The 19675-nt window shown below is 71.8% G+C and carries 18 protein-coding genes; 8 read left to right on the top strand and 10 right to left on the bottom strand.

Features of this window, described 5'->3' with window-relative positions; all coding sequences use genetic code 11:
* Positions 1–1566 carry a sugar ABC transporter ATP-binding protein gene (locus Gocc_RS00410; protein WP_181813252.1) on the top strand — a complete coding sequence of 522 codons (1566 nt, stop codon included), beginning with the start codon at positions 1–3 and terminating at the stop codon, positions 1564–1566.
* Entirely contained in the window at positions 1563–2579 is a 1017-nt protein-coding gene (locus tag Gocc_RS00405; RefSeq protein WP_114794564.1) for an ABC transporter permease, read from the top strand. The genes Gocc_RS00410 and Gocc_RS00405 overlap by 4 nt, the downstream gene beginning before the upstream one ends.
* Positions 2580–2697: 118 nt before the next feature.
* Here the strand turns inward: Gocc_RS00405 and Gocc_RS00400 are convergent, their stop codons facing one another.
* The 5 genes from Gocc_RS00400 to tkt are packed head-to-tail and all read right to left on the bottom strand — an operon-like array spanning position 2698 to position 8595.
* Positions 2698–3546 (bottom strand): glucose-6-phosphate dehydrogenase assembly protein OpcA, encoded by an 849-nt coding sequence (locus Gocc_RS00400; protein ID WP_114794563.1) that lies wholly within the window; start codon positions 3544–3546, stop codon positions 2698–2700.
* A 7-nt stretch (positions 3547–3553) separates the two neighbouring features.
* Positions 3554–5059, bottom strand: a complete 1506-nt coding sequence (gene zwf / locus Gocc_RS00395) for a glucose-6-phosphate dehydrogenase (protein ID WP_114794562.1) — start codon at positions 5057–5059, stop codon at positions 3554–3556.
* Complete coding sequence (tal, locus tag Gocc_RS00390; protein WP_114794561.1) at positions 5056–6162, bottom strand: transaldolase; 1107 nt, start codon at positions 6160–6162, stop codon at positions 5056–5058. The genes zwf and tal overlap by 4 nt, the downstream gene beginning before the upstream one ends.
* Positions 6155–6610, bottom strand: a complete 456-nt coding sequence (locus tag Gocc_RS00385) for an RpiB/LacA/LacB family sugar-phosphate isomerase (protein WP_114794560.1) — start codon at positions 6608–6610, stop codon at positions 6155–6157. Before Gocc_RS00385 ends, tal begins: the two co-directional genes overlap by 8 nt.
* Positions 6607–8595 carry a transketolase gene (tkt, locus tag Gocc_RS00380; RefSeq protein ID WP_245904859.1) on the bottom strand — a complete coding sequence of 663 codons (1989 nt, stop codon included), beginning with the start codon at positions 8593–8595 and terminating at the stop codon, positions 6607–6609. The genes Gocc_RS00385 and tkt overlap by 4 nt, the downstream gene beginning before the upstream one ends.
* Before the next feature lie 51 nt (positions 8596–8646).
* Here tkt and abc-f point away from each other — a divergent pair, with 51 nt between their 5' ends.
* From abc-f to Gocc_RS00365, 3 genes are all read left to right on the top strand, one after another.
* The gene (abc-f, locus tag Gocc_RS00375; protein WP_114794559.1) at positions 8647–10521 is read left to right on the top strand and encodes a ribosomal protection-like ABC-F family protein; all 1875 of its coding nucleotides are present in this window, start codon (positions 8647–8649) and stop codon (positions 10519–10521) included.
* 75 nt (positions 10522–10596) lie between these two features.
* Entirely contained in the window at positions 10597–11100 is a 504-nt protein-coding gene (locus Gocc_RS00370; RefSeq protein WP_181813251.1) for an RNA polymerase sigma factor, read from the top strand.
* Complete coding sequence (locus tag Gocc_RS00365) at positions 11087–12127, top strand: DUF4349 domain-containing protein (protein WP_114794557.1); 1041 nt, start codon at positions 11087–11089, stop codon at positions 12125–12127. Before Gocc_RS00370 ends, Gocc_RS00365 begins: the two co-directional genes overlap by 14 nt.
* Here the strand turns inward: Gocc_RS00365 and Gocc_RS00360 are convergent.
* From Gocc_RS00360 to Gocc_RS00350, 3 genes are read right to left on the bottom strand one after another with little or no spacing between them, the layout of a single operon-like run.
* Entirely contained in the window at positions 12117–12683 is a 567-nt protein-coding gene (locus Gocc_RS00360) for an ANTAR domain-containing response regulator (RefSeq protein ID WP_114794556.1), read from the bottom strand. The two genes, Gocc_RS00365 and Gocc_RS00360, sit on opposite strands and share 11 nt — an antisense overlap.
* A 13-nt stretch (positions 12684–12696) precedes the next feature.
* Positions 12697–14106 carry a GAF domain-containing protein gene (locus Gocc_RS00355; RefSeq protein WP_114794555.1) on the bottom strand — a complete coding sequence of 470 codons (1410 nt, stop codon included), beginning with the start codon at positions 14104–14106 and terminating at the stop codon, positions 12697–12699.
* Positions 14106–14579, bottom strand: coding sequence for a CopD family protein (locus tag Gocc_RS00350; RefSeq protein ID WP_181813250.1), 474 nt, complete (start codon positions 14577–14579; stop codon positions 14106–14108). The genes Gocc_RS00355 and Gocc_RS00350 overlap by 1 nt, the downstream gene beginning before the upstream one ends.
* 22 nt (positions 14580–14601) lie before the next feature.
* Between Gocc_RS00350 and Gocc_RS00345 the strand changes: the two genes are divergently transcribed.
* On the top strand, positions 14602–15072 hold the full coding sequence (locus Gocc_RS00345) for a DUF2269 family protein (RefSeq protein ID WP_181813249.1): 471 nt from the start codon (positions 14602–14604) through the stop codon (positions 15070–15072).
* A gap of 177 nt (positions 15073–15249) precedes the next feature.
* Here Gocc_RS00345 and glnA read toward each other — a convergent pair whose 3' ends face one another.
* Complete coding sequence (gene glnA / locus Gocc_RS00340) at positions 15250–16674, bottom strand: type I glutamate--ammonia ligase (RefSeq protein ID WP_114794552.1); 1425 nt, start codon at positions 16672–16674, stop codon at positions 15250–15252.
* A 488-nt stretch (positions 16675–17162) separates the two neighbouring features.
* Between glnA and Gocc_RS00335 the strand changes: the two genes are divergently transcribed.
* Entirely contained in the window at positions 17163–17513 is a 351-nt protein-coding gene (locus tag Gocc_RS00335) for a P-II family nitrogen regulator (protein ID WP_114794551.1), read from the top strand.
* Positions 17510–18898 (top strand): ammonium transporter, encoded by a 1389-nt coding sequence (locus tag Gocc_RS00330; protein ID WP_114794550.1) that lies wholly within the window; start codon positions 17510–17512, stop codon positions 18896–18898. The genes Gocc_RS00335 and Gocc_RS00330 overlap by 4 nt, the downstream gene beginning before the upstream one ends.
* Before the next feature lie 51 nt (positions 18899–18949).
* On the opposite strand, the gene Gocc_RS00325 is transcribed toward Gocc_RS00330, so the two are convergent.
* Positions 18950–19648 carry an SIMPL domain-containing protein gene (locus Gocc_RS00325; RefSeq protein ID WP_114794549.1) on the bottom strand — a complete coding sequence of 233 codons (699 nt, stop codon included), beginning with the start codon at positions 19646–19648 and terminating at the stop codon, positions 18950–18952.
* Positions 19649–19675 lie beyond the last annotated feature (27 nt).

The raw sequence follows: 19675 nt of genomic DNA, 5'->3' as shown, positions 1-19675 counted from the left end.
GTGGAGGAGGAGGTCGCACCTCCGCGGCTCGAGCTGCGCAACCTGTCGAAGAGCTTCGGCGGAACGCAGGCGCTTTGCGGAGTCGGCCTGAGCCTGCTCCCCGGGGAGGTCCACGGCCTCCTCGGGGAGAACGGCTCGGGCAAGTCGACGTTGATCAAAGTCCTGGCCGGCTTCCACGACCCGGACGAGGGGGAGCTGCTGATCGACGGCGAGCCGGTACGGCTGCCGCTCGCCCCTGGGCAGTTCCGCGAGCTTGGGCTCAGCTTCGTGCATCAGGATCTCGGGCTGATCGAGTCGCTCAGCGTGCTCGAGAACCTGCGCGTGGCTGAGCTCGCGTCGTCGCGCTCCCGCTTCGGGATCTCCTGGCGACGCGAGCGCAGGCGGGCGCGCGAGACGTTCGAGCGCTACGGCCTGCGGATCGACCCGACGGCGAGCGTCGCCGAGCTTAAGCCGGTCGAGCGGGCGCTGCTCGCGATCGTCCGTGCGATCGAGGAGATCCGCAGCGTCGGCGCCGGCCAGGGTGTGCTCGTGCTCGACGAGCCGACGGTCTTCCTGCCGCGAGAGGGGATCGAGGTGCTGTTCTCGCTCGTCCGCGACGCGGCGACGGCCGGCGCGAGCATCCTCTTCGTCTCGCACGACCTCGACGAGGTGCGCGAGATCACCGACCGCGTCACCGTCCTGCGCGACGGCGCGCTCGTCGGCACGGTCGGCACGCGCGAGACGAGCGAGACGACGTTCGTCGAGATGATCATCGGCTGCCAGCTCGCGAAGCTCGGCGACGTCGAGCATGCGGACATGACCGAGCGGCGGGTCGGTGTCTCGGTCGAGGGGCTGAGCGGCTCGACCGTCAACGACGTCTCCTTCCAGATGCACGAGGGTGAGATCGTCGGCCTGACCGGGCTGATCGGCTCCGGCTTCGAGGAAGTCCCGTACTTGCTCTACGGGGCGCGGCCGGCCCGGGCCGGCCGGCTCGTGCTCCGGGGCGACGAGACCGATCTCACGCGCCTGAAGCCGACCGCAGCGACGCGCTCCGGCATCGCGCTCATCCCCGCCGACCGGAAGACCGACGGCAGCGTCGGCTCACTCCCCGTGGTCGAGAACCTGGCGCTCACGGTGCTCGATCGCTACTTCAACGGCGTCTCGCTCGAGCTGCGCCGGATGCGGCGGGAAACCCGGTCGCTGATGCAGGAGTTCGACGTGCGGCCGAACGACCCGTCGCTGCCGTACGGCGCGCTCTCGGGCGGCAACCAGCAGAAGGCGCTGCTCGCGAAGTGGTTCCAGACCGAGCCGCGGCTCCTGTTGCTGGACGAGCCCACGCAGGGCGTCGACGTCGGAGCGCGCCAGCAGATCTTCGGGCTCATCCGCACCGCAGTCGAGGAGCGCGGCATGCACGTGCTGTGCGCGAGCAGCGACTACGAGCAGCTCTCGCTCCTCTGCGACCGCGTGATCGTCTTCGGCCGAGGCCGTATCTGGCGGGAGCTCGTGGGCGACGACGTGACGAAGGAACGGATCATCGAGCAGAGCTACGCCGCCATGGCCGCCGAGGTCGCGGGGGTGGTCGCATGATCTCGACAACCGAGAGCACGGAGCCGGCGAACCCGGCGGCCCGGGAGCGCTCGCGATCGCGTGTCGCCGACCTGATGGAACGGTACGCGCTACTCGGCGCCTGGGGCCTCGTCATCGTCGTCTTCGGGGTCCTTCGGCCCGAAACGTTCCTGACGACCGCGAACTTCTCGACGATCTTCGGCTCGCAGGCAATTCTCGTCGTGCTGACGCTGGCCCTGCTGCCGCCACTGACCGCCGGTGACTACGACCTTTCCGTCGCGGCCACGATGGGGCTCTCCGGCATGACGCTCGCGATCCTGAACGTCGACCACGGTTGGTCGATCGCGATGGCCATCGTCGCTGCGGTCGTCGTCGGGCTCCTGGTCGGGTTGATCAACGGTGCGCTCGTCGTACTCCTCGGGATCGACTCGCTGATCGTCACGCTCGGAACGTCGACGTTCATCGCCGGCGTCATCCTCTGGATCAGCGACTCGCAGACGATCAGCGGCATCTCCCAACCCCTGATCGACGTCGTCGTCGTCAACCGCTTCCTCGGGATCCCGCTCGCGTTCTACTACGGGATCGCACTCGGGGTGATCATGTTCTACGTGTTCGAGTACATGCCGGTCGGCCGGCGGTTGCTGTTCGTCGGCCGCGGCCGCAACGTCGCGCGCCTCAGCGGCATCCGGGTCGCAAGGCTTCGCTGGGGTGCCTTCATCGCTTCGGGTGTGATCAGCGCGTTCGCAGGCGTGCTCTACACCGGCACGCTCGGGTCGGCCGACCCAACCTCTTCCTTGAGCTTCCTGTTGCCGGCCTTCGCGGCCGCGTTCCTCGGAGCGACGACGATCATGCCGGGTCGGTTCAATCCGCTGGGCTCGATCGCGGCCGTGTACTTCCTCGTCACCGGGATCACGGGTTTGCAGCTCCTCGGGGTGCAGACGTTCGTTCAGCAACTCTTCTACGGCAGTGCGCTTGTGCTCGCGGTAGCGCTCTCACAGCTCGCGAGAAGGCGCGATGCAGCCGGCTCCGGCTAGGGCCGCGCTCCGACGGCCGGCGGATCGCGCTGTGGGAAGCGCCCAGACCGGCGGGGGAGGCTGAAACCTCACCCCCTGCAGGCCACCATACGTTGTGGTGTGAGGTGAGGGGCCAGCTTCACCCCTGTTTCCGCGTCGCCCGCACCGCGGCCTCGTACACGGGGTCGCGGCCGAAGCGGTCGAGCTCGGCCGACAGCAGCTCGCTCGCGCTCGGCGCCTCGCCGGGGGCGGCGACCGGCTTGCCGTCCACCCACATCGCCGTTGCCGTCGAGGCCTCCCGGCGCGACAGCGCCACCGCGCGCCCGAGGCGCGCGCGCAGCCAACCGGCCACGAGCTCCGCGTCAGCCCGCGGGCCCTCCACGCGCAATCTCTCGATCGAGCCGATCCCCGGCCACAGCTCGGACAGCTTGCGACGCCACGGCAGCGTGCGCGAGAACGCGATGTCCGACACCGCCACGCGGTCGAACAGGGCCGCCAGCTCGCCGTAGGCGGAGGGGAGGCGCCGCCACTCCGACGAGTCGACGACGAGGCGGTCGCAGACGCCGACGATCTCGCCGAACGCGCTGCTCGCCCAGGCGGGCTCGCCCCGCCAGCGGCAGAACGCCGGCAGGTCGGAGAGGAGGAGCGGCAGCACGATCGAGGCCGGGTGGCGCGACGCGGGGCCGCGCAGGCGTATCTCGATCACCTCGGAGAGCACCTCGCGCGCAAGGCCGTGGAGCTGGAAGTCCTGCAGCGACGCCGTCGCCTCGATCCGCGCCTTGCGACCGGGCTCGGGGACGAGGAAGATGGTGCGCGCCGGATGGCGCTCGAGCAGGCCCGCGAGGGTCGCGCGCGCCTGCGGCAGCCACTCGGGCGGCGCCCACACGAGATGGGTCAGCGTGCTCGTGCGCAGCTCCGGCATGCCGTCGGCCACGCCGCGCGCGCGCAGCCGCGCCAGCTGCCGCTCGATGTCGCCGACGACGCCCACGCCGCCTCTAGTGACGGCGCCAGGAGCGCCCGTCGCGGTGGATCAGGTCGTCCGCCGACTTCGGGCCCCAGGTGCCGCTCTCGTAGTCCGGGAAGCTCGGCCGCTCGCGCTGCCAGCCGCCGACGATCGCATCGACGAGCTTCCACTGCTCCTCGACCTCGTCCTCGCGCGTGAACAGGGTCGCGTCGCCGAGCATCGCGTCGAGGATGAGGCGCTCGTACGCTTCCGGCAGGCCGGTGCGGAAGGCGCCGCCGTAGAGGAAGTCCATGTGCACGGTGCGGATCGTCATCCCCGCCCCCGGCACCTTGGCGCCGATCGCGAGCGAGACGCCCTCGTCCGGCTGCACGTAGATGAGCAGCACGTTCGGGCGCAGGCCGTCGCCGGCGATCGCCTCGAACGGCGGGTGCGGCGCGCGCTGGAACTGGATCGCGATCGTCGTCTCGCGCCGTGCCAGCCGCTTGCCGGCCCGCACGTAGAAGGGGGTGTCCGCCCAGCGCCAGTTGTCGACGTAGAGCTTCGCGGCGATGTACGTCTCCGTCAGCGAGTCGGGAGCCACGCCCGGCTCCTCGCGGTAGGCGGGCACCTCGACGCCCTCGACGAAGCCGGCGCCGTACTGGCCGCGCACGACCGACTTCGGGCCCGGCGTGTGCATCGACTTCAGCACCTTCACCTTCTCGTTGCGCACCGAGTCGGCGTTGAAGTCGATCGGCGGCTCCATCGCGGTCAGCGCGAGCAGCTGCAGCAGGTGGTTCTGGAAGATGTCGCGAATCGCACCCGCCGACTCGTAGAAGCCGGCGCGTCCCTCGATCCCGATCGACTCGGCCACCGTGATCTGCACGTGGTCGATGAACTGCCGGTTCCAGATCGGCTCGAAGATGCCGTTCGCGAACCGCAGCGCCAGCATGTTCTGCACCGTCTCCTTGCCGAGGTAGTGGTCGATGCGGAAGATCTCGTCCTCCCCGAACCAGTGGTGCAGCAGCTCGTTGAGCTTGCGCGCGGAGGCGAGGTCGTGTCCGAACGGCTTCTCCACGATCAGGCGCACCCACACCTCGCGGGCGCGCCGCTCGCCGATCTCCTGCACGACCGTCTCGAACGCCTGCGGCGGCACCGCGAGGTAGTAGAGCCGGTTGCCGCCCGTGCCGCGCTCGGCGTCGAGCTCCTCGAGCACGCGCCCGACCGTGTCCTCGCCCGCGTCGTCGGAGAAGTCCGTGCTGACGTAGCGCATCCCCGCCGCGAGCTGGTCCCACACGTCCTGCCGGAAGGGGTCACGGGCGAACTCCTTGACCGCCTTCTTCATCGCGGCCGTGAAGGCCTTCGAGCTCTGCGGCGTACGCGCGACGCCGACGACCGCGAAGCGGTCGGGCAGCAGCTTGCGGTAGGCGAGCGCGTAGAGCGCCGGCAGGAGCTTGCGCTTGGTCAGGTCGCCCGAGGCACCGAAGATGACGAGAGCGCACGGCTCGGGCCGCCGGCGCAGCTGCAGCCCCTCGCTGAGCGGGTTCCCCTGCGGGCTCACGCCGCCGTCAAGGATGCGGACTTCGCCGTGATGCCGGCGAGCAGCTCGGCGAACGAGTCGGCGAACTTCTGCACGCCCTCCGCCTCGAGCGTCTCGACGACGTCGTCGTAGTCGACACCCGCCGCGGCGAGGTCGGCGAGCAGGTGCTTCGCCTCCTCGGTGCTCTCCAGCAGGCTGCCCGCGCGCACCTCGCCGTGATCCTGGAAGGCGCGCACCGTCTCGAGCGGCATCGTGTTGACCGTGTCGGGACCGATCAGCTCCTCGACGTAGAGGACGTCGCGGTAGGCCGGGTTCTTCGTCGAGGTGGACGCCCACAAGCAGCGCTGCGGCCGCGCGCCCTTGGCGGCCAGGTACTCCCAGCGCTCACCGGAGAACGCGCGCAGGTAGTGCTGGTAGGCGAGCCTCGCGTTCGCAACCGCGAGCTTGCCTTGCAGGTCGGGCCGTCCCACCGCCTCGAGGCGCCGGTCGGCCTCGCTGTCGACCCGCGAGACGAAGAAGCTCGCGACCGACGATACCCGTCGCGGATCGCCGCCCGCGGCGACGAGCCGCTCGAGCCCGCGCAGGTATGCCTCGACGACGGCCTGGTAGCGCGCGAGCGAGAAGATCAGGGTGACGTTGATGGGAACGGCCCTGGCGATGCAGTCCTCGATCGCGCCGAGACCGAGCTCGGTGGCGGGGATCTTCACGTACAGGTTGTCGCGCCCGACCTCCGCGTTGAAGCGGACGGCCTGCTCGAAGGTGCGCTCCCGGTCGTAGGCGAGCGTCGGGTCGACCTCGAGCGAGACCCAGCCGTCGACCCCTCCCGTCCGCTCCCAGACGGGGCGCATGAGGTCGCAGGCCTCGCGGATGTCGTCCATCGCGAGCGCGAAGAAGATCTCCGCCGGATCGTCGACCTGCGCGGCGACCTCGCGCAGCTGCGCGTCGTAGCGGTCGCCCTCGGCGAGCGCCTTCTGGAAGATGGTGGGGTTCGAGGTGACGCCGACGACCGCGTCCTCGCTCATCAGCGCGGCGAGCTCGCCCGAGGCGAGCATCTCGCGCGAGAGGGAGTCGATCCAGACGCTGACGCCCGCGGCGCTCAGCTCGTGCAGTCGTGATTCAGCCATTGGTCATCCTTTCCAGCTCCAGCACCTTCTCGAGGCGGCGCAGGTACCGCTCGCCGCCGTCGAAGCGCGCGCCGAGGAACGCGCGCACGAGCTCCCGGGCGAGCTCGGCGCCGACGATCTCGGAGCCGAGGCAGAGCACGTTCATGTCGTCGTGCTCGACACCCTGGTGCGCCGAATACGTGTCGTGGCAGATCGCGGCGCGGATGCCGGGAACCTTCGAGGCGGCGACCGACGCGCCGACCCCGGAGCCGCACACGAGCACGCCGCGCTCCGCCGCGCCGCGCCGGATCTCCATGCCGAGCTCGAGCGCCTTGTCCGGGTAGTCGACAGGCGGCGTGTCCGCGCCGGTGCCGAGGTCGATCGCCTCGTGGCCCGCCGCGGCGATCGCCGCGAGCACGGCGTCCCGGAGCTTGGCGCCGCGATGGTCGAACGCGGCGGCGACCTTCATCGCAGCAGGGCCTCCACCGCGGCGGAGACGGCGCCGGGCGTGAGCCCGAGCTCCTGGAAGATCCTGCCGGCCGGCGCCGACGCCCCGTAGTGGTCGATGCCGATCGACGTGTCCGCGTAGCGCTGCCAGCCGAAGGTGATACCGGCCTCGATCGAGACGCGGCGTTCGACCCCGGCGGGCAGCACCTCCTCGCGGTAGGCGGCGGGCTGTTCCTCGAACAGCTCCCAGCAGGGCATCGAGACGACGCGGACGTTGGCCTCGAGCGCCCGCGCCCCCGCGAGGGCGACGTGCAGCTCGGAGCCGGTGGCGAGCACGATCGCCTCCGGGGTCGACGCGGGGTCGCGCTGCCAGAGCGTGTAGGCGCCCCGCAGCGCTCCTTCCGCCGGGGCGACCTGGGAGCGGTCGAGCGTCGGCAGCTTCTGCCGGCTGAGCGCCAGCGCGACGGGGCCGTCCCTGCGCTCGAGCGCGATCCGCCACGCCATCGCCGTCTCGTTGGCATCGCCGGGTCGCACGTACCAGAGGCCCGGGATCGCGCGCAGCGCCATGTGGTGCTCGATCGGCTGGTGCGTGGGGCCGTCTTCGCCGACGCCGATCGAGTCGTGTGTCCACACCCAGGCGACCGGCAGGCCCATCAGCGCCGACAGGCGCACGGCGGGGCGCATGTAGTCGGAGAAGATGAGGAAGGTGGAGCCGTACGGGCGCAGCATGGCCGGCTCGAGCGCGATCCCGTTCACGATCGATCCCATCGCGTGCTCGCGGATCCCGAAGGCGACGTTGCGGCCCGCGTGCGTGGCCGAGAAGATGCCCGCTCCCACGAACTCGGTCTTCGTCGACTCGACGAGGTCGGCGGCGCCGCCGATCATCGTCGGGGTGAACGGCTTGAGCGCCTGCATCACCGTCTTGCCCGCGTCGCGCGTGGCGACGTCCTCGCCGGCCGCGAAGCGCGGCAGCGCCTCGTGCCAGCCGTCGCGCGGGCGCCCGGCGAGATCGAGCTCACGCTCGCGCGCGAGGTCGGGGAACGCCGCCGCCCAGGCGGCGAGTCGCTGCTCCCACTCGCGCTCGAGCTCGGCGCCGCGCCGTAGCACCGGCGCCATGTGCTCGCGCACGAGGTCGGAGACGGCGAAGGTCGCGTCGGGGTCGAGGCCCATGCGCTCCTTCGTCGCGCGCACCTCGGCCTCGCCGAGGGGCGCGCCGTGCGCCTTCGACGTGTCGATCGCGTGCGGCGCCGGGTATGCGATGTGCGTGCGCAGGACGATCAGCGAGGGGCGTTCCTCCTCGGCCTTCGCGGCGGCGAGCGCGCCGAGCAGGAGATCGAGGTCCTCCGCGTCGTCGACGTGCTGCACGTGCCAGCCGTAGGCCTCGAAGCGCTTGCCCTTGTCCTCGGTCGTGAACGTCAGCGACGTGGTGCCGTCGATCGTGATGTGGTTGTCGTCGTACACGTAGACGAGCCGCCCGAGACCGAGATGGCCGGCGATCGACGCGGCCTCGTGGGTGACGCCCTCCATCAGGTCGCCGTCGGAGCAGACGGCGTAGACCCACGAGTCGACGATCGTGTGACCCGGCCGGTTGTAGCGCTCGGCGAGGAAGCGCTGGGCGATCGCGATCCCGACGCCGTTCGCGAACCCCTGGCCGAGCGGTCCAGTCGTCGTCTCGACGCCGGGCGTGTGCCCGCGCTCGGGATGTCCGGGCGTCCGCGACCCCCACTGGCGGAAGTCCCGCAGGTCGTCGAGCGTGACGTCGTAGCCGGCGAGATGCAGCGCCGCGTACTGGAGCATGCTCGCGTGCCCCGCCGAGAGGATGAAGCGGTCGCGCCCGGCCCAGCCGGGGCTCGCCGGGTTGTGGCGCATGACGTCGCGGTAGAGCAGGTAGGCGACCGGCGCGAGCGCCATCGCGGTACCGGGGTGGCCGGCGTTCGCGTTCTGCACGCCGTCCATAGCGAGCGCGCGGATCGTGTCGATCGTCTCCGTGCGAGGGTCGGCGGCCACGTCTGTCGAGCATATCGTCAAGGCGGCGCCGGCCGCATCTACCCTTGCTCGATGGCCGTTCTCATCGCCTCCAGCCTGCGCAAGGAGATCGCCGGCGACCCGCTCTTCGACGGGGTCTCGTTCGCCGTCGAGCGGAGGGAGCGCCTCGCCCTCTCCGGCCAGAACGGCGCCGGCAAGACGACGCTGCTGCGCGCGCTCATCGGCGAGACGTCCCTGCAGGGCGGCGAGGTGGCGCTCGCCAAGGGCGCGCGCGTCGCGCTCCACGACCAGCGGCCGCCGCGCGACCGGGGGCTCTCCCTGCGCGCGTACGTGCTGTCGGGCGCCGCCGACCTCGTGCGCATCGAGCAGGAGCTGCGCACGCTCGAGCAGGCGATGGCGGGCGGCGTCCACGATCCCGCGACGCTGCGCCGCTACAGCGAGGCGCAGGCCCGTCTCGAGCACGCGGGCGGCTGGGGGTGGCGCGATCGGGCCACGTCGGCGCTGCGTGGGCTCGGCTTCGGCGACGCCGATCTCGACCGCGGGCTCGAGACGTTCTCCGGCGGCGAGCTCACGCGGGCGTCGCTCGCGCGGGCGCTCGCCGGCGACCCCGATCTGCTGCTGCTCGACGAGCCGACCAACCACCTCGACGTAGAGAGCCTGGAATGGCTCGAGCGCGAGCTGACGACGATCGACGCCGCCGTCGTGCTCGTCGCGCACGACCGCTGGTTCCTCGAGTCCGTCACGACCGCCGTACTGGAGCTCGAGGGCGGGCGCTCGCTCTTCTTCTCCGGGCCGTGGCACCAGTGGCGGCTCGAGCGCGCCGCGCGCGCCCAGGCGGCGGCGAAGAGCGTCCAGCGCGTCGCCGGCGACATCGAGCGCCTCGAGCGCTTCGTGCAGCGCTTCCGCTACAAGAAGTCGAAGGCGAGGCAGGCGCAGGCGAAGCTGACGCAGATCGCGCGGCTCGAGCAGGAGCGCCGCACGGCGGCCGGCGAGCTCGAGAACCTGACGCGGCGGCGTCGCACGCTCGGCTTCGAGTTCCTCGAGCCGGCCCGCACGGGGCGCATCGTGCTGGAGGTCGACGGGCTGCGACTGTCCGCGGGCGGCAAGCAGCTGCTCGACGGCGCCACGCTCGTGCTCGAGCGCGGCGAGCACGTGGCGCTCGTGGGGCCGAACGGGTCGGGCAAGACGTCGCTGCTCGAGACGCTGCTCGGGCAGCGCAGGCCCGACGCCGGCGCGATCCGCTTCGGCCACGGCGTCGAGCCCGCCTACTTCTCGCAGCACGACGTCGAGCTGGACGAGCGCGGGACGGTGCTCGAGTGCGCGATGGCGATGACCGGGCTGGCACGGCCGCAGGCCCAGCAGCTGCTCGGGCGCTTCCTCTTCTCCGGCTGGAGCGAGCACGAGAAGCAGGTGGCGGTGCTGTCGGGCGGCGAGCGCCGCCGTCTCTCGCTCGCGGTCGTCGTCGCGTCTGGCGCCAACCTGCTCGTGCTCGACGAGCCGACGAACCACCTCGACCTCGAGAGCCGCGAGGCGCTCGAGGCGGCGCTGGAGGCGTTCCCGGGCGCGATCCTGCTCGTCTCGCACGACCGCGCGCTGCTCGATGCGGTGGCCGAGCGCACCGTCGCGATCGAGAACGGCACCCTGCGCTCCTACGACGGCGGCTGGGCCGATCTCGTGCGGGCACGGGAGGAGGCGGTCGTGCCGCCGGCGCTCGTCGCGCGCAAGCCGAAGGAGCCGAAGGCCTCGAAGCCGGCGGCGCGGAAGGGCCCGAGCGAGCTCGAGCAGGTCGAGCGCCGGATCACGACGCTGGAGCAGCACGTCGCCGTCCTCGAGCAGAAGCTCGCGCAGGACTGGACGGACATGGACCTGCTGGCCGAGTACCGGACGACCCGCGACGAGCTGCAGAAGCTGCTCGGCCGATGGGAGGTGCTGTTCGAGTCCGCGTAGCGCGGAGCTCCATGTGACGCGACAGCCACCCGGCGGCGTACAACCGTCGTGCACGCAATGACACTGAGCCGGCCCTTGACGCAGACAGCCGCCCCGCAGACGTTCGCCGACGCGGCCGAGCGGCATCTCGACGACGTGTTCGGCTACCTCCTCTACCTGACACGCGACCGGGCGCTCGCCGACGACCTCTCCGGCGCCACCTTCGAGAAGGCCCTGCGCCAGTGGTCGCGCTTCGATCACCGGCGCGGCAGCGCCCGCACGTGGCTGCTCGGCATCGCGCGCACGACCGCGCTCGACTGGTTCCGCTCCGAGTCGCGGCGACGGCGGCGCGAGGAGGCCGCCGCCGCGCCGGAGGCGCACGAGGCGCCGTTCCTCGAGGGTCTCGGGCCGGAGCTGCAGGAGGCGCTCGCCGCGCTCAGCGCCGGCGAGCGCGAGGTGGTGGCGCTCCGCATCGTGCTCGAGCTCGACGGCGGGCAGACCGCCCGCGTGCTCGGGATCAGTCCCACCGCCGTGTCCACACGGCTGAGCCGGGCGCTGGCGAGGCTCGAGGAGAAGGTGAGGGATCATGACCTCCGCTGAGAGCAACCTGGTCGCCGAGCTGCGGGCGGCGCGGCCGAGCGCCGACGAGGCGCTGCGCGAGCGCGTGCGCGCGATCGCCGCCGCCGGGCCGGCGCGGAGATCGTCGCGCTTCGCCCGCCTCTCGCTGCGACGCGTCGCGCTCGTCGCCGTTCCGGCGGCCGCCGTCGTCGCGATCTCGGTTGCCGGCGTCGCAGGGCTCGTCGACTCCAGGCCCGGCGCCTCCGAGACGGTCGCCACCTCCGTCGGGTCGCTCGCCGGGCCGCCGTCGCCGGGCCCGGCCGCAAGGGAGCTCGCGCCGCAGGCCAAGGCCGGCGTCGCCGCAGACGCCGCCGCCCCGGCCCCGACGCCCGGACGCGCCCAGCGCTACTCCGCCGAGCTCACCGTCGAGGTGAAGGACGTCGACGCCCTCTCGAGCGCCACCCTGAAGGCGCTGCAGACGGCGCGCGACCTCGGCGGCTACGTCGTGAACGTCGCATACGCGACCTCCACGAGCGGCACCTCGACGATGACGCTGCGTGTTCCGACGGCCCAGGTGCAGGACGCGATCGTTCGCCTTTCCCGGCTCGGCAGGATCGTCGCCCAGCAGGTGCAGATCGAGGATCTGCAGGGCCAGGTCGACGAGCTGACCACGCGTGAGACCGCTCTGCGCGAGCGTATCGCCCGCCTGTCGGCCCGCCTGGCGTCCACGAGCCTCGACGCGGAGACACGCGCCACGCTCGCGGCGCGCCGCGACGCGGCCCGCGCCGAGCTCGCCCGGGTGCGCGCGACGCGCGCGCAGGTGAACGGCGAGGCGCTCTACGCCACGATCCGGCTGAGCCTGCAGACCCGGCAGTCGTCGCTCGTGCCGGCCGTGCCGTCGCGCTTCGACCGCGCGTTCGACCGGGCCGGGGAGATCCTCGCGCTCGAGGCGACCGCCGTGCTCTACGCGCTCGTCGTGGCCGGCCCGCTCGCAGCCGTCGCGCTTGCGGCCTGGCTCGTGCGGCGCGGCCTGCGCCGGCGCGAGAACGAGCGGCTGCTCACGTCGTGAGCGTTGCCACGAGCGCGTCGGCGACGACCTTGAGCGGCCGCCCCGAGATCTGGCTCGCCTTGCGCAGGCGCGCGAACGCCTCCTGCTCGGTCAGTCCCTCGCGCTCCATCAGCAGGCCCTTCGCCCGCTCGATCGCCTTGCGCGCGGCGAGCGCCTCGGCGAGCGTGTCCACCTCCTCGCGCAGCGCCGCGAGCTCCTCGTGGCGGGCGCGGGCGGTGGCGATCGCGGGCAGCAGATCGGTCTCCCGGAACGGCTTCACGAGGTAGCCGAAGACGCCGGCCTCGACGGCCCGGGAGACGAGCTCCTCCTCGCCGTACGCCGTCACCATCACGATCGGGATCGGGCGCTCGTCGAGGATCCGCCGCGCGGCGTCGATCCCGTCGAGTTTCGGCATCTTCACGTCGAGCAACGCGAGGTCGGGCTCGCTGCTTGCCGCGAGCGCGACCGCCTCCTCCCCGTCGCGCGCCTCCGCGCACACCTCGAAGCCGGCCTGCTCGAGCAGCGCCCGGAGATCCAGCCGGATGATCGTCTCGTCTTCCGCGATGAGGATTCGCATCGTCGTCCTTTCGTCACACGCTCGCCGGAAACGTGACCTCGGCACGCAGACCGGGATCGTCGACGAGCCGGAGCTCGCCGGCAAGCTCGTCGCGGACGAGCGCACGGACGATCGAGAGACCCGTGCCGTCGGCCGACAGCTGCATGCCGTCGCCGTCGTCGGCGATCGCGAGGACGACGTCGCCGTCGCGTTCCGTAAGAGTAATCGAGATCCGGCCGCCGCCGTGCTCGAGCGCGTTGCCGAACAGCTCGGTGAACACGAGCGCGAGCGCCGTGGCGCGCTGCCCGGCGAGGGAGACCGGCTCGAGCTCGGCGTGAACCTCCTTGCCGACTGCGAGGCCCTGCACGAGCATCGCGCGCAGCCGGTCGACGAGCTCGTCGAGGTCGACGTCGTCCTCGCGGTGCTCGGTCAGCACCTCGTGGACGGCGGCGATCGCGAGGATCCGGTTCACCGAGTCGGCGAGCGCCTTCCTCGCGTCGACCTGCTCCGACCGCGCCTGCAGGCGCAGCAGCGAGGCGACGGTCTGCAGGTTGTTCTTGACGCGGTGGTGGATCTCCTGGGCGAGCACCCCTCGCAGCGCCATGCGGCCGTGCTCGAGCGCGACGGCGGCCTGGCTCGCGATCGCCTCCAGAAGCTGGCGGTCGTCGTCGCTGAACGGGGTGTCGCGGTCGACCACGAGCTCGCCGATCGTGCGCGCGCGCCAGCGCAGCGGCAGCCGCAGCGCGTGCGCGCCGGCCCGTCCCTCGGGCCAGGCGACGCGACCGTCCTCGAGCACGATCGCGGCGCCGGTCGCCTGCATCGACTCGACGGTCGTCTTCACGATCGCCTCGAGCGACTCCTCCAGGTAGAGCGACTCGGAGACGGCCTCGGAGATGCGCGCGAGCGCCTCGAGCTCGTGGACCCGGCGCTGCGCCTGCGCGTAGAGCTTCGCGTGCTCGATCGTTCGTGCGACCTGGGAGGCGATCGCGACGACGAGCTCGATCTCCGCCTCGCTGAACATCCGCGGCTCGCGCGTGCGCACGTTGAGGGCACCCTCGAGCTTGTCGCGGGCGAGGATCGGAACGGCCAGGATCGACTCGTAGTCGTCCTCGCGCAGGTTCGGGAACGCCTTGAAACGCGGGTCGAGATGAGCCTTCGAGGGGATCATCACCGGCTCCCCCTGCGCGGCCGCGACACCCGTGATGCCCTCGCCGCGGCGCATGCGCGGCGCCTTCGTCGCATCCTCGACACGCGTGCCGTGCGTCGCGCGGAGCACGAGCTCGTCGGCGCGCTCGTCGTACAGGTAGACGAAGCACGCGTCCGTCTCGAGCGCCGCCGCCGTCTCGTGCGCGATCGCCTCCATCACCTCCTGCAGGTCGAGCGACGAGTTCACGACCTCCGTCGTCTTCGTGAGCAGCGCCAGGTGGCGGGCTGCGTCGTCCATCAATCGAGGTACGTGAGCACGATCGCGCCGAGCACGGGCACGGCGAGCGTGAGCGAGAGGTTCACCCAGCCGACGGCGACGAGCCGCCGGCGCGTCGACGGCGCCTGCGGCGCGCCCTCGCGCAGCTCCCGCTGCAGCCGCGGGCCGAGCACGTAGTCGTGGACGGCGGCGCCCGCGCAGAGCAGGGCGACGAGCGCCGACTTGAGAATCAGCGTGCGGTCGAAGTCGGTCGCGAGCGCGGCGCGGTTGAAGCCGCCGTGGATGTCCGTCAGCCAGAGACCGGAGACGATCGCGACGCCCATCGCGCTCCACCCGAGCGGACGCCAGCGCCGACCGAGCGCCCGCATCGCGGCGGCACGCGCCTCGCCCTCGAGGTCGCGGATCGCAGGCACGCCGACGAAGACGAGCGCGATCGTGCCACCGACCCACACGGTGGCGGAGAGCAGGTGCACGATGCGCAGCACGGTCAGCACTGCTGCAGGCTATCGTCGGGGCATGAGCGAACGCTGGCTGCTGCTGCTCCACCTCGCGGGCGCGTTCCTCTTCGTCGGCGGATCGATCGCGGCCGCGATCCTCCGCGTGGCGGCGATGCGGCGCTCACGCCCGTCCGAGATCGCCCTGCTGCTGCGCGCCGTGCGGCCGGCGGTGCCCCTCGTCGCGGGCGGGCTCGTGCTCGGGATCGGCTCGGGCTTCTGGCTCGCGCACCGGCTCTCCGTCGACCTCGCCTCGGCATGGCTGTCGGCCACGTTCGCGAGCCTCGGGTGGATCGCGGTCGTCGGGGCGCTGGCGGGACGCCAGGACCGCCGCACGCGCGAGCTGGCCGAGCGCCTTGCCGCCGACGCCGACGCGCGCAGCGGCGAGCTCGAGCGGCGGCTGCGCGATCCGCTCAACCTGGCGCTGAACGCGTCGCTCCTGCTCGCGATCGCGGGGATCGTCGTGCTGATGGTCTGGCAGCCGGGCGCCTGACGGCCGCCGCCGTACGCCGCTTGCAGCCGCCCGATCGGGTCGTGAACGACCACGGGCCCCCACCGGGGACCCGCGATCGGCCGTCAGACACAGGCTGGCCGCTCGCCTTGCGGCACGGCCTGCAGCAACGATCATGCGCTATTTCACCGTCACTGTCCAGCCCCTACGCGCTCGGGGCTACAGCGCCGCGAGATAGCGGTCCTTCTCCCACTGCGTCACCTGCGTCCGGTACTCGTCCCACTCCTTGCGCTTGAGCTCGACGTAGCGCGGGAAGATGTGCTCGCCGAGCGCCTTCCTCATCAACTCGGAGCCCGCGAGCTCCTCGACCGCCTCTCCGAGCGAGCCGGGCAGCGCGACGATGCCGCGCTGCTTGCGCTCCTCCGCCGACAGCCGGTAGAGGTTCGTCGTCATCTCGTCGGGCAGTTCGTAGCCCTTCTCGATCCCCTCGAGGCCGGCGTGGAGCAGCGCCGCGAAGGCGAGGTACGGGTTGCAGGCGGGGTCCGGGCAGCGGATCTCGGCACGGGTCGCCTGTTCCGAGCCCGGCTTGTAGAGCGGGATGCGGATGAGCGCGGAGCGGTTGCGCTGCGACCAGGCGACGTAGACGGGGGCCTCGTAGCCGGGCACGAGCCGCTTGTACGAGTTGACCCACTGCGCCAGCACGGCCGACATCTCGCGCGCGTGCACGAGCAGGCCCGCGATGAACGACTTCGCCGTCTTCGACAGGTGATGCGGGTCCTTCGGGTCGAAGAACATGTTGCGCCCACCCTTGAACAGCGACATGTGCGTGTGCATGCCGGAGCCGTTCTCGCCGAAGAGCGGCTTCGGCATGAAGGTCGCGTAGTAGCCGTGCCACGCCGCGACCTCCTTGACGACGATGCGGTACGTCATCGTCTTGTCGGCCATCACGAGCGCGTCGTCGTAGCGCATGTCGATCTCGTGCTGCGACGGCGCGACCTCGTGATGGTGGTACTCGATCTGGATGCCGACCGACTCGAGCGCGTGGATCGTGTCGTTGCGCACCTCGGTGGCGGCGTCCTGCGTCGTCATCGCGAAGTAGCCGCCCTCGTCGAGCGTCTCGGTGCCCTTGTCGTCCTCGAACAGGAAGTACTCGAGCTCGGGGCCGACGTTGAACGTGTCGAAGCCCGCCTTCCTCATGCGCTCGAGGGCGAGCCTGAGCAGGTAGCGCGGGTCGCCCTCGTACGGGGTCCCGTCGGGCTTGACGACGTCGCAGATCATGCGGCCCACCTTGGCGCCCAGCTCGTGGCCGTGGTCGTCGACGGGCCGGGGCAGGATCTGGAACGTGGTCGGGTCGGGGATGGCGACCATGTCCGACTCCTCGATCCGGTTGAAGCCGGTGATCGACGAGCCGTCGAAGCCCATGCCGTCGTCGAGCGCGCCCTCCATCTCGTTCGGCGTGATCGCGAACGACTTGAGGTGGCCCTCGAGGTCGGTGAACCAGAAGAGGACGTGCTCGACGCCCTCGTCCTTGATCCGCTTCAGCACCGCCCGGCGAGCCGCGACGCTCGACGTCGCCCGATCCTTGCTCTGCACCTGGGCCGGGCGCCGCGGCGTCGCGGCTTGGCTGCTCCGTGGTCTCGCCATCTGTTCTCCTCCCTGAAAACGAAAAAAGCCCCAGGCGCATGCAGCGCCTGAGGCAACGTCGCCTCGCATCGTCGGCGCCGAAAGCCTAGCATCGCGCATCGCCGTCCGCAGCGCCAGCCGTCTGTCGGCCCCGCGCGCGTTCATAGAGCCGGCGGCCCGGCGCCGACACGCTCGAGATCCCGGAGCAGTTCGTCGACCGCGTCGACCGGGGAGACCACGGGCGCGTCCTGCGGGCACGCGGCCGCACGCCGGGGCAGGGCTCCTACTTCGCACCGGCCCTGCCGGAGACCGGGATCGCCGCCCACCTCGAGCGACGTCTGCGCCCCGCGGCCCGGGCGAGCGCTCCCGTCGGGGTTGCGGCACGCTCCCGCGCCGACTACCCTTGGGGGTCTGGCAGGGCCGACGACGGCCCCGCCGGCGGCAATGACGCCTCAGTGCTCCCCCGGAGCGCTGGGGCTTTTTTCGTTGGTCCAGCAAGGAGGCGGGCAATGATGAAGGTGGAGGCGGTGGTCGTCCGTGACCGCGTCGAGACGGTGATGGAAGCCGTCGAGGAGCACACGGGGCACGTCGGCGTCACGGTGATCGAGGCCGTCGGGCACGGGCGCGAGAAGGGCATCACACACGAGTACCGCGGGCGCGTGTTCGAGTCGCGCTTCCTGCCGAAGGCCCACATGACCTTCGTGGTGCGCGACGAGATCGCCGAGGGCGTGATCCACGCCATCGTCGACGCGGCCCGCACCGGGCACGAGAACGGCGACGGCATCTGCTGGTCCGCGCCGGTCTACCACGTCACCCACAACCGCACGGGACAGAAGCTCGAGGAGGTGGAGCGGGTATGAGCGGCAAGGAGCTCTTGTATGCGGCGAGCACGATCTGGGTCGTCGTCGCGGCCGTGCTCGTGATCTTCATGCAGGCCGGCTTCGCCTTCCTCGAGGCAGGCCTGACGCGCATGAAGAACGTCGGCCACATCGCCGCGAAGAACGTGCTCATCTTCGCGATCGCGTCGCTCGTCTACTACATGGTCGGCTTCGGGATGGCCTTCGGCGACGGCGGCAACGGCATCGTCGGCGGCTCGGGGTTCTTCCCCGCCGTCGAGGATCTCCTCGCCATCGGCAAGGAGCCGTTCTCGTGGTTCGGGCAGATCCCCGGCGCCGCGGCGTACCTGTTCGAGGTGGGGTTCGCCGGTGTCTCCCTCGCGATCGTCTGGGGCGCGATGGCCGAGCGCACGCGCCTGTGGGTGTACTTCGCCTTCGGCGTCGTCTTCACGCTCATCTACGCGCTCGTCTCGCACTGGATCTGGAGCCCCGACGGCTGGCTGTTCGCGAAGGGGATGCAGGACTTCGCGGGCTCGACCGTCGTGCACTACCAGGGTGCGCTCGCCGGGCTCGCCGGCGCGATCCTGCTCGGGCCGCGCATCGGCAAGCGCGGCGCGGACGGCAAGTCGAACGCGATCCCGGGCCACAACATGGCGTTCACGACGCTCGGCGTGCTGATCCTCTGGTTCGGCTGGTTCGGCTTCAACCCGGGCTCGACGCTCGGCGTCGACTTCGGCGGCGTGGGCTTCTTCGCCTACGTCGCGCTCAACACGAACCTCGCGGCCGCGGCGGGCGTGCTCGGAGCGGTCGCGACGTCGTGGCTCGTGATCAAGAAGCCCGATCTCTCGATGATGCTGAACGGCGCCATCGGGGCGCTCGTGGCGATCACCGCCGCCTGCGCGTTCGTGGCCCCGTGGGCTGCGATCCTGATCGGCTTCGTGGCGGGCGTGATCGTCGTGCTCGGCGTTCTGCTCGTCGACAGGGCCGGCATCGACGACCCGATCGGAGCGATCGCCGCGCACGGCATGGCGGGCGTGTGGGGCACCCTGTCGCTCGGGTTCCTGACCGTGCCGAGCCTCGCGGAGAAGCTCGCAACCGGCAGAGGCGGGCTCTTCTACGGCGGCGGCTTCGGCCAGCTCGGCACCCAGGCGCTGGGCCTCGCCGCCGTGGGCGCGTTCACGTTCACGGCCTCGTTCCTCGTCCTCCTGCTCTTCAAGGTGACCGTCGGCATCCGCGCCGAGCCCGAGGTCGAGGAGGCCGGCCTGGACGTGTCCGAGCACGGCATGTGGGGGTACCCCGAGTTCTACATCCCGGTTCCCGGGGGCTACGGCACCGAGCGCCACGGCCACATGGTCGCGGCGGCGCCCGCCGCGCCCGCCGCCGTGTCGGCGGCGCCCGTGGCCGGCTGAGAGCCGGGCGCGGCGGCGGGCGGGGGCGCGCAGCCCCCGCCCGCCGCCGGCCTAGGCGCCGAGCGCGAACGTCACGGTCACGCTCGCCGTCGTCTCCTGCACGCCCACCTCGATCGGCGTGCCCGGCGTGTCGGCCGCGGCCGCCTTCTGGAACAGCGGCAGCGGCGGTGGCGCGCTTCCTTCGCTCATCGACGTCACCTTTCCGAGCGTGCGGCCGGCCGCGGCGGCGAGCGTCTGGGCACGGCCGCGCGCGTCGGCGACGGCCGCCTGCAGCGCCTCGCGGTACAGGGCGGCCTGATCGGCGATCGACGGCGACGGGCCCGAGACCTGGTTCGCCCCGGCCTCGACGGCGGCGTCGATGACCGCCCCCGCACGATCGATGCCGATCGTGGTCGTGACGACGTTGGAGGCCGCATAGCCGGTGATCTCCCCGTTCTGGCCGAACGCCTGCGACAGCCCGACGGACTGCGTGCCGACCTCGCGGCCGCCTGCCGCCTTGACGGCCTCGATCACCTTCCGCATCGCGCTCGCGTTCGCCGCGAGCGCCGCCCTTGCGGTGTCGCCGCGCGTGTCGACGCCGAGTGACAGCCGGGCACGCACCGGCACCGAGGCGACGGTGCCCGTGCCGCCGACGGTGACGGAGTCGGTCGTGGGGCCGGCGTCGACGGCGCGCGCCCCCTCGGGCCGGGCGACGCCCGCGGCGACAGCAGCCGCGAGCAGCAGGGCAAGGGCGATGGCGATCCGTCGCATACGTTCCTCCCGAGGTTCGAGTTGGCG

Source organism: Gaiella occulta, assembly GCF_003351045.1.
GTDB lineage: Bacteria > Actinomycetota > Thermoleophilia > Gaiellales > Gaiellaceae > Gaiella > Gaiella occulta.
Note: the sequence above shows the minus strand (reverse complement) of the source record. Positions and strands in the feature narration are given on the sequence as shown.

What these genes read in the sequence shown, in the direction of transcription:
- glnA (WP_114794552.1), bottom strand. Translation starts at nt 16,674, where the DNA reads ATGGCGAGACCACGGAGCAGCCAAGCCGCGACGCCGCGGCGCCCGGCC.
- tal (WP_114794561.1), bottom strand. Translation starts at nt 6,162, where the DNA reads ATGGCTGAATCACGACTGCACGAGCTGAGCGCCGCGGGCGTCAGCGTC.
- Gocc_RS00330 (WP_114794550.1), top strand. Translation starts at nt 17,510, where the DNA reads ATGAGCGGCAAGGAGCTCTTGTATGCGGCGAGCACGATCTGGGTCGTC.
- Gocc_RS00385 (WP_114794560.1), bottom strand. Translation starts at nt 6,610, where the DNA reads ATGAAGGTCGCCGCCGCGTTCGACCATCGCGGCGCCAAGCTCCGGGAC.
- Gocc_RS00360 (WP_114794556.1), bottom strand. Translation starts at nt 12,683, where the DNA reads ATGCGAATCCTCATCGCGGAAGACGAGACGATCATCCGGCTGGATCTC.
- abc-f (WP_114794559.1), top strand. Translation starts at nt 8,647, where the DNA reads ATGGCCGTTCTCATCGCCTCCAGCCTGCGCAAGGAGATCGCCGGCGAC.
- Gocc_RS00335 (WP_114794551.1), top strand. Translation starts at nt 17,163, where the DNA reads ATGATGAAGGTGGAGGCGGTGGTCGTCCGTGACCGCGTCGAGACGGTG.
- Gocc_RS00365 (WP_114794557.1), top strand. Translation starts at nt 11,087, where the DNA reads ATGACCTCCGCTGAGAGCAACCTGGTCGCCGAGCTGCGGGCGGCGCGG.
- Gocc_RS00345 (WP_181813249.1), top strand. Translation starts at nt 14,602, where the DNA reads ATGAGCGAACGCTGGCTGCTGCTGCTCCACCTCGCGGGCGCGTTCCTC.
- Gocc_RS00355 (WP_114794555.1), bottom strand. Translation starts at nt 14,106, where the DNA reads ATGGACGACGCAGCCCGCCACCTGGCGCTGCTCACGAAGACGACGGAG.
- Gocc_RS00405 (WP_114794564.1), top strand. Translation starts at nt 1,563, where the DNA reads ATGATCTCGACAACCGAGAGCACGGAGCCGGCGAACCCGGCGGCCCGG.
- Gocc_RS00325 (WP_114794549.1), bottom strand. Translation starts at nt 19,648, where the DNA reads ATGCGACGGATCGCCATCGCCCTTGCCCTGCTGCTCGCGGCTGCTGTC.